A 16,538-nucleotide genomic window follows, 5' to 3' on the forward strand; every position below is an offset into this window, starting at 1 on the left:
AGTTGTACGTGTTTGCGGTCTTGCAGGGTTTAGATACAAGCAGCAGAAGGCAGGGTTGTCCAATTCGCAGGACTGAATATTGACGCCAATCAGGCTTGGCTGTTGTCAGACCCGATGGCTTGACTTTACCTGCAGGGCTGCGCTAGTTTCGCTGGCATGAATACCTTCCTGCAGTTGCCCGCGCACAGCATTATTACCGCCATTATCGTTTTGGCGGGCTAGCGAGCACTTGCACCGAACCCGCCCTGGAGGCGGGTTCTTTCTCTCTCTCCTGGGCACTTTAAAAAACCAGGAGTCACTGATGACCAGCCTTGCCGTTAGCCCTCGCACACCGTCCGCGTCGCCGAACCTGCTGTCCGATTACGTGCGGCGCATTCTTGCTGCACCGGTGTACGACCTGGCGATCGAGACGCCGCTGCAACTGGCGCCCGCATTGTCCCAGTCCTTGGCTAACCAGGTGCTGCTCAAGCGCGAAGACCTGCAGCCGACGTTCTCGTTCAAGATCCGCGGCGCCTACAACCGCCTCAGCCGCTTGAGCCCGGCCCAGCGTGCCCGCGGCGTCATCACCGCCTCAGCTGGCAACCATGCCCAGGGCGTGGCCCTGGCAGCACGCGAACTGGGTATGCGCGCGACCATCGTCATGCCCACTACAACACCTGAGTTGAAAGTGGCCGGCGTACGCTCGCGCGGCGGCGAAGTGGTGCTGCACGGTGACAGCTTTCCCCATGCCCTGGCCCACGCGCTGAAACTGGCGGACAGTGAAGGGGCAACCTTCGTGCCGCCGTTTGACGACCCGGATGTGATCGCCGGACAGGGCACGGTGGCCATGGAAATCCTCCGCCAGCAGCCGGGTGCGCTGGATGCGATCTTCGTTCCGGTGGGTGGTGGCGGCCTGATTGCCGGGATCGCGGCGTACGTCAAATACCTGCGCCCTGAAGTGAAAGTGATCGGAGTCGAACCGCAGGATTCCAATTGCCTGCAGGCCGCCATGCGGGCCGGCGAGCGGGTGGTGTTGCCGCAGGTCGGCAGCTTTGCCGAAGGCGTGGCGGTGGCGCAGATCGGTGCGCATTGCTTTGAGCTGTGCCGCCACTATGTGGATGAGGTCATCACCGTCAGCAACGATGAACTGTGCGCAGCGATCAAGGACATCTACGACGATACCCGTTCGATCACCGAGCCGTCCGGCGCGTTGGCGGTGGCGGGAATCAAAAAGTACGTGGCCCGTGAAGGCGTCAGCGGCCAGACCCTGGTCGCCATCGACTCAGGTGCCAACGTCAACTTCGACCGCCTGCGCCATGTTGCCGAACGCGCAGAGCTGGGCGAGCAACGCGAGGCGATCATCGCCGTGACCATCCCCGAGCAGCCGGGCAGTTTCCGCGCCTTTTGCCAGGCCCTGGGCAAGCGGCAGATCACCGAGTTCAACTACCGCTACTACCCGGGCAAAGAAGCGCGGCTGTTCGTTGGCGTGCAGACCCACCCGCAGCACGATCCGCGGGATCGCCTGCTGGCCAGCCTGAGCGCTCAGGGCTACGAGGTACTCGACCTGACCGACAACGAACTGGCCAAGCTGCACGTACGCCATACCGTGGGTGGGCATGCCGGGCCGGGTGCGAATGAACGGGTGCTGCGCTTCGAATTTCCCGAGCGTCCGGGAGCTTTGCTGGGCTTTTTGGAGCGTTTGGGCAAGCGCTGGAACATCAGCCTGTTCCACTACCGTAACCATGGTGCGGCGGACGCCCGGGTGTTCGCCGCGCTGGAGGTGCCTGAAGACGAGCAGGCCAGTTTGCCTGCCGCCCTGGATGCAATGGGTTATCGCTACTGGGACGAAACTGACAACCCGGCCTATCGACTGTTCCTCGGCTGAGCAAGATTTGCCCCAGATCAACACGGGGCAGGGCGTAGAGGCGGATCCTGACGGCAATGGAAATTTGCATGAGGGTTTCGCCATGAGCAGCACGTTTTTTATCCCTGCCGTCAACATCATGGGCATCGACTGCCTCGACGAGGCGATGGCGGCCATCGCCGGCTACGGATTGCGCAAGGCACTGATTGTCACCGACACCGGGCTGGCCAAGGCCGGGGTCGCCGAGCGTATCGCCGAACTGCTGGCGATGCGTGACATTGACTCATCGATTTTTGACGGCGCCAAACCTAACCCGAGCATCGCCAACGTCGAACAGGGACTGGCGCAGTTGCAGCGTGAACGCTGCGACTGTGTGATCTCCCTGGGCGGCGGCTCGCCGCATGACTGCGCCAAGGGTATTGCCCTGTGCGCCACCAACGGTGGCAAGATCAGCGACTACGAGGGCGTTGATCGTTCGGCCAAGCCGCAACTGCCGCTGATCGCAATCAACACCACGGCCGGTACCGCCAGCGAAATGACGCGCTTTTGCATCATCACCGACGAAGCGCGCCACGTGAAAATGGCCATCGTCGACCGTAACGTTACCCCATTGCTGTCGGTCAACGACCCGGCGCTGATGGCTGCCATGCCCAAATGCCTGACCGCCGCTACCGGTATGGATGCGCTGACCCACGCCATCGAAGCCTATGTGTCTACGGCAGCGACGCCGATCACCGATGCCTGTGCAATCAAGGCCATCGAGCTGATCAGTCAGAGCCTGCGTCAGGCGGTTGCCGAGGGCAGTGACATGCAGGCGCGCGAAAGCATGGCCTATGCCCAGTTCCTCGCCGGTATGGCCTTCAACAATGCTTCGCTGGGCTACGTGCATGCCATGGCGCACCAGTTGGGCGGGTTCTACGACTTGCCGCATGGCGTGTGCAACGCCGTGTTGTTGCCGCATGTTCAGCGTTTCAACGCCAAGGTCAGTGCTGCGCGCCTGCGTGATGTGGCCAAGGCCATGGGCGTAGACGTCAGTGGGCTGAGTGCAGAGCAGGGCAGTGAGGCAGCCATTGCTGCGATTGAGCAACTGTCGCGGGATATCGATATTCCTGCTGGTCTGGCGGTGTTGGGGGCCAAAGAGGCGGATATACCGGTCTTGGCCAGCAACGCCCTGAAGGATGCGTGCGGCCTGACCAACCCTCGGGAGGCCAGCCAGGCGGAGATTGAAGCGATTTTCAAGGCTGCCCTGTAACGCCGTAGGAGCGGGCTTGCCCCGCGAAGCGATGTGACTGACAAATCGCTATCGCGGGGCAAGCCCGCTCCCACACAGCCCGCTCCTACCGGGTCAGACCACTAGCGACAAGAGCATGATAAAGATGATGCCGACCACCGAGAGGATGGTCTCCATCATGCTCCAGGTCTTGAAGGTCTCTGCCACGGTCATGTTGAAGTACTGCTTCACCAGCCAGAAGCCAGCATCGTTGACGTGCGAAAGAATCAACGAGCCAGCGCCTGTCGCCAGCACCAGTAGTTCACGGTTGACGCCCGGAATCATGCCGATCACCGGGGCGACAATCCCGGCACCGGTAATGGTCGCCACGGTCGCCGAGCCGGTGGCGATACGAATTACCGCCGCTACCAGCCAGGCCAGCAGGATCGGCGAAATCTGCGCCTGCACGGCCATCTGGCCAATGACGTTACCCACCCCGGTGTCCACCAACATCTGTTTGAAGCCACCACCGGCACCGACGATCAAAATGATCGCCGCCGTTGGCGCCAGGCTCTGGTCGAGCAGTTTCATGATCTGCTGGCGCGAGAAGCCGCGCGCAGCACCAAAGGTGTAGAAGGCCAACAGCAACGCCGCGAGCAGGGCGGTGATCGGGTGGCCGATCAGGTCCATCCATTGCCGCACAATGTGCTCAGCCGGCAGCACCACGTCGGCGAAGGTTTTCAGCAACATCAGAAACACCGGCAGCAGCACGGTGATCAGCGTGATACTGAAACTCGGCAGGTTTTTCTGATCGGACTCGCGGGCAATCTGATCCATCAGTTCCTGCGAGGGTGAGCCCGGGATATAACGCGAGATGAAGTTGCCATACAGCGGCCCGGCAATGATTGCGGTGGGCAGGGCGATGATCAGGCCATAGAAAATGGTCTTGCCAATATCAGCATTGAAAATGCCAATCGCCAGCAACGGTCCCGGATGCGGTGGCACCAGGCCGTGAACCACCGACAACCCGGCCAGCAACGGTATGCCGATCTTGATCAGCGACACCCCGGAACGTCGGGCGACGATGAACACCAGCGGAATCAACAGCACAAAACCGATTTCGAAGAACAGCGGAATGCCTACCAGAAACGCGGCGAACATCATCGCCCAGTGGACCTTCTGTTTGCCAAAAGCGCGAATCAGCGTTTGCGCGATCTGATCGGCCCCGCCTGAATCGGCCATCAGCTTGCCGAGCATGGTGCCGAGCGCCAGGACAATGCCGACAAACCCCAGCACGCCGCCAAAGCCGTCCTGGAAGGATTTCATGACTTTGGCCACGGGCATGCCCGAGGTCAGGCCGAGGAAACCGGCGGCCAGGGTCAAGGCGACGAAGGGGTGGACTTTGAAATGGGTGATCAGCAGCACCAGGCCGATGATGGTGACCACTGCATCGAGCAGCAGGTAGGTATCAGTTGCCAAACCAAACATGGTTCAGTGCCTCGTTTTGTCATTGTTGTGGGCGTAACGTTTACAGCAATCAGTGCTTGAGACAGCGCTATCTTTGGTGAGCCGGAAAACCGCCTGGTCAGGCCGTTCGCGCCAGCACCGGCTCACCGCAGGGCTTTAGCCACAGATCGACCTGGATCGCCAGTTGTTCGACCGGCAAGGTGGCGTCCAGCGGTAAGGTCAGGGCTTCGCCATTGGGGCGCTCAAGGGTGGCGAACTGGCTGGCGATCAGGCTGGCCGGCATGAAGTGCCCGGGGCGGGCAAGGACCCGGCGGCTGGCTTCTTCAGGGGTCAGGTCAAGGAACACGAAGCCCAGGTCGGGCACGGCGTGGCGCAAGGTGTCGCGGTAGCGCTTTTTCAGGGCAGAGCAGGTGAGGATCGGCCGTTCGCCGTGCTTGAGGGTGGCTTGCAGTTCTTCACCCAGACGAATCAGCCAACCGGCACGGTCGTCATCGTCCAAGGGTATACCGGCACTCATTTTCTGAATGTTGGCGGTCGGGTGGAAATCATCGCCTTCAATCAGGCGACCGCCGCTTAAGCCGGCAATGGCGGCACCAACGTAGCTTTTGCCGCAGCCTGCTACGCCCATGACCACGATCGCGGAGAGGGGTGGGTTCATCGGTACCTCCTGCAGGGCAAGATAGCGCTATCTTTGCACGAGGCTGCTTACGCCTCGGACGCGTCTTACCCGGATGTTATTGATCTTGTATTCAGCAGTGTGGGTGCTCATTTCAGCTCACCTGCAGTTATGCATTGCCTGTGCTCTGAGACAGCGCTACCTTAGTGCCCGTTCCCCATTCTTTGCAAGTCGAAAATAAAATTCCCCATGACCCGCATCGGCTCTCGTACTACCGGTCGTCCCACTCTGGCTGAAGTGGCCAGGCTTTCCGGGGTTTCCCCGATCACTGCTTCGCGTGCCTTGCGCGGTGTCAGCACGGTGGCGCCCGAGCTGGTCGAGAAGGTCAAGCAGGCCGCAACAGCCTTGGGTTATGTGGCCAACCCGGCCGCGCGGGCACTGGCCTCGGCGCAGAGCGAGTCGATCGTGGTGCTGATTCCGTCGCTGTCCAACCAGTTGTTCATCGAGACCCTGGAGGCGGTGCATGAAGTTATGCGCCCGCGTGGGCTCGAGGTGTTGATCGGTAACTATCACTACGATATCGCCGAAGAAGAGAACCTGATCCGTAACTACCTGGCCTACCAGCCGCGCGGCATGCTGCTCACCGGTTTCGACCGCAGCGAGGCGTCCAAGCAGATGCTCAGCGCCAGTGGCGTCCCGTGTGTGCACATGATGGAGCTGGGGCAGGCGGAGCAGGGCATGTCGGTGGGGTTTTCCCAGCAGCAGGCCGGTGCGGCGGCGGCGCATCATTTGCTTGAGCGGGGTTGCCAGCGCTTGGGCTTTATCGCTGCGCAGCTCGATCCGCGGGTGATGCAGCGGGCCGAAGGTTTCACTCAAGCCCTGGTTGCGGCTGGCCGCTATGCCAGTGAGCTGCAACTGCTGTCGCCACAGCCGTCATCGATTGCCTTGGGCGGTGAATTGTTCAGGCAGTTACTGGCGCAACAGGGCGATGTCGACGGGATTTTCTTCTGTAACGACGACCTGGCCCAAGGTGCCATTCTTGAAGCCCTGCGCCTGGGGGTTAAGGTGCCGGAGCAGGTGGCGATGGTTGGTTTCAACGACCTTCCGGCTTCGGCACACATGGTGCCGCGTCTGACTTCGATCCGTACCCCGCGTGCAGCCATTGGCCGTTGCGCGGCGCAGGCATTGCTGGGCTTGCTCGATGGTAAGCGGAGGACTGCGCACAATCAGGACTTGGGGTTCGAATTGGTGGTGCGTGAAAGCAGCTAAATCCTGGTAGGAGCGGGCTTGCCCCGCGAGGCGATGTGACTGATAAATCGCTATCGCGGGGCAAGCCCGCTCCTACAGCAAGCAATCGGCTTGCGCGGCGTCAACGGCAATCTATGCTCAGCAACACCTGGGCGTGGAGGGCGTTTTATGTTCGATTTTCATCGCAAGTCGGATTTGGCAGAGATTGAGCAGTGCAATCGGGCTCTGGCAGGCATCAACGCCAAACTCGCCGCCATCAGCCGCTCTATGGCGATGATCGAGTTCAGCCCGGACGGGATTATTCTGGACGCCAACGATAACTTCTGTAAGGTCACCGGCTACAGCCTTGAGCAGATTCGCGGTAAGCACCACCGGATTTTTTGTGACAAGGATTACGCCAATAGCGACGCGTACCGGCAGTTATGGCACGGGCTGGCACGCGGCGAAGCACGCAGCGGCACGTTCGAACGGGTTGATCAGCAAGGTCGCCAGTTGTGGCTGGAAGCCAGCTACATGCCGGTGCTGGGGCCCGGGCAAGAAGTGGTCAGCGTGATAAAAGTGGCGTCCGATATCACCACGCGGGTAAAAGACGAGCATGAAAGTGACAGCCTGATCAAAGCCATCAGTCGTTCAATGGCGGTTATCGAGTTCACCCCGCAAGGTAAAGTGATCAAGGCCAACCAGAACTTTCTCGACACCATGCGTTATCGTCACGACGAGATCGTCGGCCAGCATCACAGCCTGTTTTGCCACAAGAGTGAAAGTGAATCGGCGGCTTACAAGGCGTTCTGGGCTTCACTCAACCGCGGCGAATACCATTCCCATCGCTTCGAACGGGTCAACAAGCTAGGGCAGATGGTTTACCTCGAAGCCTCGTACAACCCGATCTTTGACACCCGCGGCCAACTTTACAAGGTTGTGAAGTTTGCCAGTGACATCACCTCCCAGGTCTGCACCCAGCAAACCGCCGCCGAGGCCGCCCATACCACCTCGATGCAGAATGATGCCTGTGCCCGCAAAGGTTCTCAGGTGGTGCAACAAACCGTGCAGGTCATTGAGGAAATTTCGTGCAACCTCAACGCGGCCGCACGCAGTATCGATGCGGTGAGCAAGCAGTCGGAGGTCATCGGCCAGATTGTTCAGACCATCCGCGGGATCGCCGACCAGACCAACCTCCTGGCCCTCAATGCCGCTATCGAAGCGGCGCGCGCGGGTGAGCACGGACGAGGTTTTGCGGTGGTGGCCGATGAAGTACGCAACCTGGCGGCACGTACCAGTCAGGCAACCCTGGAAATTGTCGAAGTGGTGCGTCAGAACCACGACCTGTCGTTGACCGCTGTGGCCAGCATGCAGTCGAGCTTGAGTCGCACTGGCATCGGCGTGGAACTGGCCAATGAAGCCGGCGAGGTGATCCTCGAGATACAGCAGGGTGCGCAACATGTGGTAGACGCCATCAGCCAGATCAACTCGACCTTGCAGTTGCACTGAGCGCATTGAAGGGCACGCGCAGTAGCGCCAGCCTGGCTACTGCGTGGCGGGTTGGCGCAATTGCTGGTCCAGGTTCAGCAAGCTTTGTTCCAGCGTGTCTAGCAGAGCCTTGAGATGGTTGTCGCTGGCATCGCCGAGGCTGGCTTGCTCCAGCGCTTCGCAGTTGCGCACTACACCGCGTGCCTTGAGCATTTTCGCCCCACCTTTGATCCGATGGGCGAGCGCGCGCAGCCCCTCGCGCGAAGGGTTCGGGCCCAAGGCGCGCAAGGCATTGAGGTCTTCGTGGTTGCTGCGCGCCAGCTCGTCGATCAACCGACGTATCAGATTGGGATCATCCTTGGTCAGGTACTTCAGGTTGTCGATGTCAAAGCCACTGGCGTGAGCGTCTTCAACTGTATTTGGCAGAAGTTCGGGTTGGGTGATATCGGCTTGCAGGTGACGGCGTAGTTCAGCCAGGCCGATCGGTTTGAACAGACAGTCGTTCATGCCGCTGGCCAGGCATTGTTCTCGCTCCTGGGCCTGGGCGTTGGCGGTCAGGCCAAGAATCAGGCAGGGCGTTTTTTGCTGCTGGTGCTCCAGGGCGCGGATCTGGCGGGCCAGTTGATGGCCGTCCATGCCGGGCATATGACAATCGGTGATCACCGTATCGAACTGACCTTGCTGCCACAGCGTCAATGCTTGCTGGCCGTCGCTGGCTTGGCTGACCCGGTGACCCAGCATACTGAGCTGACGCTCAATCAGCATCAGGTTGGCAGGGTAGTCGTCGACCACCAGAATCGACTGTGCCGCCATGCTGCCCTCTGCGCTGGCCGGTTTGCTGGACATCTCTGGGATTGGCTCGGCCAGCGGTAAGGTCAGCGTAACCCGGACGCAGGTGCCCTGGTGCAGGGTGCTGTGCAGGGTTAATTGCCCGCCCATCAGTTCACATAGGGTCCGGCTGATCATCAGGCCCAGGCCGGTACCCTGGCGTTCTGTCTGCGCACCGACCTGGGAAAAATGCTGGAACAGGCGTTGCTGGTCTTGCGCGCTGATGCCAATGCCCGTGTCTTCGACCGTAAGCGTGGTGCGCAGCCGGCCTGGCGCATCGGCGTCGAGTCGCAGGCTCACCGTGATACGGCCTTGCTCGGTGAATTTGATCGCGTTGCTGATCAGATTCGACAGGATCTGCTTGAGCCGCAGCGCGTCCACCGTTACCAGGCTCGAGCCTGCTGGCACGTCGCTGGTCAGGACCAGGCCTTTGAGTCTGGCGTTGCCTTCGAACACCCGAACGGTGGCATTGACCAGGGCAACCAGGTCGGTCGCTTGCGGCGCCAGGGTCATGCGCCCGGATTCGATACGGGCGATATCCAGAATGTCACCGATCAGTTCGAGCAGGCCGTTGGCTGACTCAAAAGCCACTTGTAGGGCGTTGCGGTCGGCGCGGCCTTGTTCAGCATCTTTGACGGCCAGCTCGAGCAGGCCGATGACGGCGTTCATGGGCGTGCGGATTTCATGGCTCATGGTCGCCAGGAAGGTACTTTTGGCCCGGCTGGCGTCCTCGGCTTGCTCTTTGGCCAGACGCAGTTCTTCAAGCAGACGCTTGCTGAAAGCCAGCTCATGTTGCAGGGCCTGTTCGGCGTCGCTACGTTCACGGATCAGCCGGCGCAGGTAGCGGTTCCAGAAAATCACTGCCGCGATCAGCCCGGCTGCACCCAGCAGGATCTGCAGGATCAACCCACGGTCGTTGTACCAGAGGCTGTCGCTGATCAGCGCGTTGGTGCGCCAGCGGCCGGTCAGCTCGGCCATTTCGTCGGGCGGGATGCTGAGCAGCACCTTGTTGAGTATCGAATGCAGCAGCTTGGCGTCACGGGCGACGGCAAACGAGGCAACGCCGGGTTGGTCGCCGTAGATCGAGGCGATCTGCAGGCGGTCTTTGAACATACGGCTGACGAAGTAATCGGCATTGGTTTGCGTACTGAGTGCAACATCGGCCTTGCCTTGGGCCACAGCCTCCATCATTGACAATGGATCATCGACTTCAACCAGGGTCATCTGCGGAAAGCGTTGGCGCAGTTCTTCTTTGATCGGTACGAAGTCGCGTATCGAGGCCATGCGCACGCCGCTGAGGTGGGCACTGCTGCGCAGGTCATGGTTATCGCTGCGGGTGACCAGAACCCGCGGTGTAACCAGGTAGGGGCGGGTGAAACGCAACGTGCGCTCACGCTCCAGGGTGGGTGGCAGCGCCGCAGCAATATCGGCCTGGCCTTGTTCGACCAGTTGAATCATCTGTGCCACGGTGTCGGCGGTTTGAATGTCGAACTTCAGGCCAGTACGCAGACCAATCTGCTCGAGGACATCGGCGGCGATACCGCGAAACTGCTTCTGGTCATCGTAAAAGGTGATGGGTGCAAAATAGGTGTTGACCGCCACACGGACTTTGGGGTGTTGCTCGATCCAGGTGCGTTCGGCAGCACTCAGGCTCAAGTTGCCGCGATTGAGCAGGCTGCGTGTGCTTCCGCTGGTCCAGCGGCGCAGGATGTTCAGACGATCATTGTCGCCGATACGGTCCAGGGCCTGATTGACCAGACGCAGCAGTGTCGGGTTGTCGCGGGACGCGGCAAAGGCGAAGGTGCCGCGCAAGTCCTTGATGAAGTGCTCGATCTGCACGCTGTCGCGGAAAACACGGGTAATCAGGTAGTCACTGCTCAGCGCATCGCCAAGAAAAGCATCGGCCTGGCCCAGCGACACGGCCGACAAACCGGCCAGATTGGAGTTGTACAGTTGCAGCTGCGCCTGCGGGTACAACGCGCTCACCGCCGAAGTGGGCAGGTAATGATCGACCATTGCCAGGCGTAGCCCTTGCAGCTTGTCGTTAAGCCCCAGGGTTTTGCCTGCGCCGATGGCGATTACCGCCTGATCATCGGTGTAGGGGTGGCTCAGCACCAATTGCGCGTCGGCCGCCTCGAAGGCATTGGAACTGCCGAGCAGGTCGATCTTGCCTTCATGCAGTGCAGCAATCGCCTGGCTGCGGTGAGCAAAGCGCCTGACCTTGATGGGAATGCCCAACAATTCGCTGATCAGTCCGGCGTAGTCGGCAGTCAGGCCTTCATAGCCGTGATCGCTGATGTTGATATCGAACGGCGGGTAGTCCGGCACGGTGGTACCGAGTATCAGGTGCTGTTCGTGCCTGAGCCAGTTGCGGTCTTCGGCCGACAGCGTCAGCGCGGCGCTGCTGCTGATCGAACGGGCCAATAACTGGCGCTGCTCACCGACATCAATCGCCTGGGCGGGAAGTGCCTGCAGGCTCAGCAGGCAGCTAAGTGCAATGCACCTGAATGGCTTCATGGTGGCTTAAATGTCATGACGTTCTGACAGGTGGATCAGTTCAACCAGCGATTTGATCTCCAGCTTTTCCAAAATTCGGGTTTTGTAGGTGCTGACGGTTTTCGCACTCAAGTGCATACGCTCGGCGATCACATTGTTTGACCACCCTTCAACCAGCAGGCGTAACACCGCGAATTCCTGGTCAGACAGTTTCTCCAGGCGCTGCTGTTCGCTGAGTAACGGGCCGCTTTGTGTCGACAGTTCAGGAAAGATCGAGTAACCCTTGATCATGGCTTTGAGTGCAAATATCAATGCCTCGAGGTCTTCGTCCTTGCGCACGAAGGCTGAAGCTCCGCCGTCAAGGCAGCGCCGGGCAAACAGTTCGGGGGGTTGTCCGCTGAGCACCAGGATGCGTGGAGGCGGTTCAAGCATACGCAATCGCTTCATTACACTCAGGCCGTCAATACCCGGCAAGCCGATATCGAGGATCACGACATCAGGACGCAATTGCCGCGCCACCTGCGTTGCCACCTCACCATCATGCACTTCACCAATGACATGGAAGCGTTCACGTTCGAGCAACATGCGCAAGGCAAAGCGTACGGTAGCGTGGTCATCAACAATCAAGACCGAGGTCAATGTTCAGCTCCTTGTCGAGTATGTAAGCAAATTCCTGAATCATTCAGGAGTGCGCCTGGTGGCAGGATGGGAAAGGCGCAAACGATACGTCGATTCAAGGAACGATAGTACGGGGAACGTGATCGTGTTGAATTAATGCATGGCTTTTGAAGTAAATTCCTACATTTAAGCGGGGCATTCAGGGTGAAGCCAGGCGCGGCCGCAAGCCATCGAGCGGCGCGCCACAGTGGCTTAGTTAGAATGAAGTGGTAATGGACGCGTAATAGGCTCGTCCGGCTTCGTTATAGGTCAGGGCGCCGGCTTCATCGGCGTTACCTTCGCGATACAGGCGCTTGTCAAACAGGTTGTTGACGCCTATCCGCACGTTCAGGTTTTTATTGAAGGCGTAGCCGCTGCTGATACCCATCAACCCATAGGGGTCAACCTCTTTGCGGACCTTCGGATCAAGCGCTTCGTTGGCCCGGGCGTTGTAGCTGGGGGCCTCCTGCTTGCCATAGTAGGTGCCATTGAGCTGGAACGAGAGCTTGTCGGTGGCATTCCAGTCCAGGGTGGAGTTGACCGTGTACTCGGGGATGATACTCAGCGGTTCGCCGGTGTTCTTGTCTTCGGAGTCGATCATGTAGGTGAAGTTGGTGTTCCAGTCCAGGCTGGGGGTGAGCGCAATGAACAGGTTGCCTTCCACGCCTTGCACCAACGCCTTGCCGGTGTTCTCCCAGCGCAGGATGCGACGGCCGTTGGGCAGGCGGAACAAGGCCTGGTTACCAGCTTCGATCTTGTTCTTGTAGTCGTTGCGAAAGTAGGTGGCGCTGGTGCGCCAGTTACCTTTGTCGTACGCCAGGCCCAGCTCTTTGTTGACACTGGTTTCCGGGTCGAGGTTGGCGTTGCCCAACAGGTAGCAGCCACCGATGTTGGTCTCGCTGCTGTTGCAGCCACCGCCACGGCTGTAGAGCAGGTAGTTGGGGTTGGCCTGGTACAGGTTCGGGGTTTTGTAGGCGCGGGCGATGCCGCCCTTGAGGCTCAGCGCTTCAGTGATTTGATACGAGGCGTTCAGGCTCGGGCTCCAGTTGCTGCCGAAGTCTTCGTGATGGTCATAGCGCACACCCGGGGTGATCACGGTGTTTTGCCCGACTTCGATGTTGTCCTCGACGTACAGGGCAAAGCTGCGGGCGGTGGATTTGGTTTGGGTGCGGTCGAAGCCAGGCAGTTCGGCACCGGGATCGTAGCTTTGTGGACGCAGCGAACCGGGGTCGTTGAGCGACTCGTAGAGGTACTCGCCGCCCAGGGTCAGCACCTGCTCGAAACCGCTACTCAGCGGCAGATTGATTTCACCGCTGGCGCGCGTATTGCGCAGGCGCGATTCAAAGCGCCCGGCGCCACCCGACGGGGCGCCTTCGCCCCAACCGGCGAGGCCTTCGTTGAGGCGGTCGTTGCGGGTCAAGTCATACGACAGCGATGCAGTTGAAGTGCCCCAGTCATAGTCGCCGCGATGGGTCGCGGCGAAACTGGAGCGCTGCATAACGTTGGTTTCCTTGCCAACCTGGCTTTCAACGAACTCGCCACCCGCGTTGAGCATGGTGTCACCGGCAAAGATGTTGCCCTGACGGCTGTAGCTCGATTCCAGCTCAAGGATATTGGCCGGATCGATTTTCCAGCTCAGCAGGCCGTTGATGTCTTTGTTGCGCACGCCTTCACGGCCGGCCATCAAGGATTCTTCATAGGCCTGGTGTGCCGAGTTGATGCTCATGTCATCGGCGTCGGTTTTGTTCAGGTTGGCGTAGACGCGAAAGGCCAGGCTATCGGTCAGTGGTCCGCTGAGGCTGAAGTTGACGCGTTTGCCAGTGCCTTCGGCATCGTCTTCGGGGAACAGCGTGTACAGGGTCATGGCTCCGCGCAGTTGCTCGGTCGGGCGCTTGGTGATGATGTTTACCACCCCGCCCATGGCCCCGGAGCCGTAGCGTGCGGCGGCCGGCCCGCGCAGGATCTCGATGCGCTCGACTTCTTCAGCCGGTACCCAGTTGGTTTCGCCACGGGTGTCACGGTCGCCACTCCAGCCATAGCGCACGGCGTTGCGCGAGGTCGAAGGCTTGCCGTCGATCAGGATCAAGGTGTTTTCCGGGCCCATACCGCGCAGGTCGATCTGGCGGTTGTTACCCCGGGCGCCGCTGCTACTGTTGCCCGTGAGATTGACCCCGGGCTCGCGGCGGATGATGTCCGACAGGTCATTGACCGGTGGGCGCCGCTGGATGTCTTCAGCGGTAATGATCGAGACCCCGGGCGCTTGTTTGAGCTCTTCTTCGGCGGTGCCCAACACGCGGGTATTTTCCAGCTCGATGGCCTGCCGGCTGCCGGCAACCGGCAGGTCGGTTGGTTGAATCTGAACTTCATCAGGCTGCGGCTGCAGTTCGGCTGCGTAGAGACTCGGGGAGCCCAGTGTTGCCAGCAAGGCAATACTCAAGGGGCTGAGGGTGAAGCGCGACGCCATGTCAAAAATCTCCTTGAACAAAGGGTGAGCGGGGCGTGCAGCAGGCAGCCCTCGCTTCAGGCGTCGAGAATGATAAGGATTAGCATTTGCGTGTAAAGCCTTCGAAGCGAAAATAAAATATTAACGATTCGGCGGCGCAGGCTCTAAATCGGAGGTGGGAGCGGGCCGGATGCAGGAGCCAGCGATGTCTCCGGTCCATACACCAAGAAAAAGGACCACAGCCACCCCCATCGGTGACTGTGGCCAAGCGGGAAAAAGCGCGGAGAAGGAGAACGTCGGGAAAATCCGTGTTACTGCTGCAATACCGTGGCCTGGTTGCCCATACCAAACTGCTGAACAGTCGCGTTCATACTGGCACCGCTCTGATCAACCGACGCCTGGTTGCCCGAGCCACCCTGGGTCACGTAGGCGACGTTGACACCATCGGTCTGCTTGATGATGGCGCTGTTGTTGTCACCGTACAGTTGCCAGGTGGAGCTCTGGTTGCCAGTGCCGGACTGGTCCAGCTTGACGCTGTTGTCCATGCCGGCGCTGGAACCGGTGGCGTAGTTGCTGGTGCCGCGTTGATCGGCAATCAGCAGGTTGTCGGAACCGTTCTGTTCAAAGTACAGCTCGTTGTTGTTGGTGGTCTGGGTCAATTCCACGGTGTTGCGTTCGCCGTTCTGGCTCAGGTTGGCCAATTGATTCATGCCCTCCTGGGTGAGGTTGGTGCTGTTGCCGGTGCCGCTCTGGGTGATGACCGCGCCCTGGCTGCTGCCGAACTGGCCACCGGCTTTGTCGCCTTTCCAGTTGCTGGCCAGTACCTTGTTGCCGATACCGCTGGAGCTTACTTCCAGCACGTGGTTGTCACCGGTCTGGTAGGTGAAGCTGACGTTGCCGGAGCCCGACTGGGTGAGGGTTGCCAGCGAACCGGTCGATTCGTACTGGTCGGCATAGATGGCGTTGACGTCACCGGTCTGGAAGATGCTGGCTTTGTTGTTTTCACCAAAGCTTTGGTCGATGACGCTTTCGTTGGTCAGGCCATTCTGGGTGACGGCGGCCCGGCTGTCAGCCTGGGTGTCCTGCCAGATTTCCGTGGAGTTGGAGGAGCCGTTCTGATCGATGGAAAGGATGCCGCCCTGGCCTTCGCGTTGGTCACCGTAGGCCCAGTTGCTGTCACCGTTCTGATGGATGCCGATCTGGCCGTCGTTGTGGTTGATGTGTTCGGCAGCGCTGTAGTTGTTGGTACCGGTCTGCACGCTCAGGGCGTTGTTGGCGTTACCACCGTTGAACTGTTCGACGAAGGCCCGGTTGTCGTTACCGTATTGCTGGGTGGTGCCCTGGCTGCCGGTCTGGCTGTCTTGGTAGACGAAGGTAAAGTTGCCGCTGCCTTCCTGGGTTTGTTGCACGGTGTTTTCAGTACCCAGCGACTGGCTGGCATGGGTGTTGTTCAGCGAGCCTTGCGATTGTTGGTTGATCTGGCTGCCGAATTCGTACAACTGCTCGGCATAGCCGGCGTTGTATTCGCCATTGGTGCTTTGTTCAATTCTACTGTTGCCACCCTCTTGCTTGGCGGCGTGGTTGTTGCCGGTGCCGACCTGGTTTTGCGTGGTGCTGCTGAGGGGCGCGGCGGTCTGTTTGACTTCGGCGATGTTCTCGGTGCCGGACTGGTTCTGGGTCGACAGGCTGCTGTCAGCCATGGCCTGACCGGCAAGGCACAGAACAATGGCGGCGCTTAAGGGAGCGAGCTTGAACATGGTGGTGCCTCCAGGTTTAACGGTATTGGTTGACTTGCACACGCTGGCCATTGCCTGCCTGAACTACGGAGCTCTGAAGCCCCGAGCCGGTCTGGACGATGCTGGCGTTGTTGCTGTTGCCGTATTGCTCGATGTTTGCGCGGTTGTTGCTGCCGCTCTGAGCAATCGAGGCACTGTTGCCATAGCCTTGTTGGTTGATGGTGGCCATCAGGTCGTTGCCTTGTTGCAGGATGTACGCCTCTTGTGAGCCACCGGACTGCACGATGCGGCCGAGCAGGGTTTGCCCGTCCTGGCCGATGGCGGCGCGGTTGGACTGCCCGTTCTGTTCGATCTGCGCCTGCTGCCCGGTGTTGCCGGGTAGTGGTTGCAGGGACAGCGGTTCATCGAGGTCGCCACCGGGGCCGAGGTCGGCGTTGTCCATCAAGTCGTCGGCCATGGCGGCCTGACCGATGAGGGTCAGGCAGAGCAGCAAGGTGGTCAGGCGCGCCATGGTCATGTCTCCTGCG

The 16,538-nt window shown here is 60.1% G+C and carries 10 protein-coding genes and 2 pseudogenes; 5 read left to right on the top strand and 7 right to left on the bottom strand.

From position 1 onward, the window contains the following. Nucleotides 1–301: 301 nt before the first annotated feature. Nucleotides 302–1,864 carry a threonine ammonia-lyase, biosynthetic gene (gene ilvA / locus ACVWSC_RS12370; RefSeq protein WP_442113917.1) on the top strand — a complete coding sequence of 521 codons (1,563 nt, stop codon included), beginning with the start codon at nucleotides 302–304 and terminating at the stop codon, nucleotides 1,862–1,864. 82 nt (nucleotides 1,865–1,946) lie between these two features. Next, nucleotides 1,947–3,095, top strand: a complete 1,149-nt coding sequence (yiaY, locus tag ACVWSC_RS12375) for an L-threonine dehydrogenase (RefSeq protein WP_442113918.1) — start codon at nucleotides 1,947–1,949, stop codon at nucleotides 3,093–3,095. A gap of 93 nt (nucleotides 3,096–3,188) precedes the next feature. Here the strand turns inward: yiaY and ACVWSC_RS12380 are convergent, their stop codons facing one another. Next, nucleotides 3,189–4,541 carry a GntP family permease gene (locus ACVWSC_RS12380; protein WP_442113919.1) on the bottom strand — a complete coding sequence of 451 codons (1,353 nt, stop codon included), beginning with the start codon at nucleotides 4,539–4,541 and terminating at the stop codon, nucleotides 3,189–3,191. Between the two features lie 97 nt (nucleotides 4,542–4,638). Continuing rightward, nucleotides 4,639–5,178: a gluconokinase gene (locus tag ACVWSC_RS12385; protein WP_442113920.1), complete on the bottom strand. Its 540-nt coding sequence runs from the start codon at nucleotides 5,176–5,178 to the stop codon at nucleotides 4,639–4,641. A gap of 207 nt (nucleotides 5,179–5,385) precedes the next feature. On the opposite strand from ACVWSC_RS12385, the gene gntR reads away from it, so the two are divergent. The 3 genes and pseudogenes from gntR to ACVWSC_RS12400 all read left to right on the top strand — a co-directional run. After that, complete coding sequence (gntR, locus tag ACVWSC_RS12390; protein WP_442113921.1) at nucleotides 5,386–6,405, top strand: HTH-type transcriptional regulator GntR; 1,020 nt, start codon at nucleotides 5,386–5,388, stop codon at nucleotides 6,403–6,405. A gap of 252 nt (nucleotides 6,406–6,657) precedes the next feature. Continuing rightward, nucleotides 6,658–7,335 (top strand): annotated as a pseudogene (locus ACVWSC_RS12395) (PAS domain-containing protein); the annotation flags it as partial. Nucleotides 7,336–7,443: 108 nt separating this feature from the next. Further along, a pseudogene (locus tag ACVWSC_RS12400) lies at nucleotides 7,444–7,872 on the top strand (methyl-accepting chemotaxis protein); the annotation flags it as partial. A gap of 36 nt (nucleotides 7,873–7,908) precedes the next feature. Here ACVWSC_RS12400 and ACVWSC_RS12405 read toward each other — a convergent pair. From ACVWSC_RS12405 to ACVWSC_RS12425, 5 genes are all read right to left on the bottom strand, one after another. Then, on the bottom strand, nucleotides 7,909–11,196 hold the full coding sequence (locus tag ACVWSC_RS12405) for a transporter substrate-binding domain-containing protein (RefSeq protein WP_442113922.1): 3,288 nt from the start codon (nucleotides 11,194–11,196) through the stop codon (nucleotides 7,909–7,911). Nucleotides 11,197–11,202: 6 nt separating this feature from the next. Beyond that, on the bottom strand, nucleotides 11,203–11,814 hold the full coding sequence (locus tag ACVWSC_RS12410) for a response regulator (RefSeq protein WP_442113923.1): 612 nt from the start codon (nucleotides 11,812–11,814) through the stop codon (nucleotides 11,203–11,205). A 235-nt stretch (nucleotides 11,815–12,049) separates the two neighbouring features. After that, nucleotides 12,050–14,296, bottom strand: coding sequence for a FepA family TonB-dependent siderophore receptor (locus ACVWSC_RS12415; protein ID WP_442113924.1), 2,247 nt, complete (start codon nucleotides 14,294–14,296; stop codon nucleotides 12,050–12,052). Nucleotides 14,297–14,586: 290 nt separating this feature from the next. After that, on the bottom strand, nucleotides 14,587–16,032 hold the full coding sequence (locus ACVWSC_RS12420; protein ID WP_442113925.1) for a curlin: 1,446 nt from the start codon (nucleotides 16,030–16,032) through the stop codon (nucleotides 14,587–14,589). A 16-nt stretch (nucleotides 16,033–16,048) separates the two neighbouring features. Next, nucleotides 16,049–16,522, bottom strand: coding sequence for a curlin (locus tag ACVWSC_RS12425; RefSeq protein WP_442113926.1), 474 nt, complete (start codon nucleotides 16,520–16,522; stop codon nucleotides 16,049–16,051). Nucleotides 16,523–16,538 lie beyond the last annotated feature (16 nt).

The organism is Pseudomonas sp. NUPR-002, assembly GCF_056322725.1.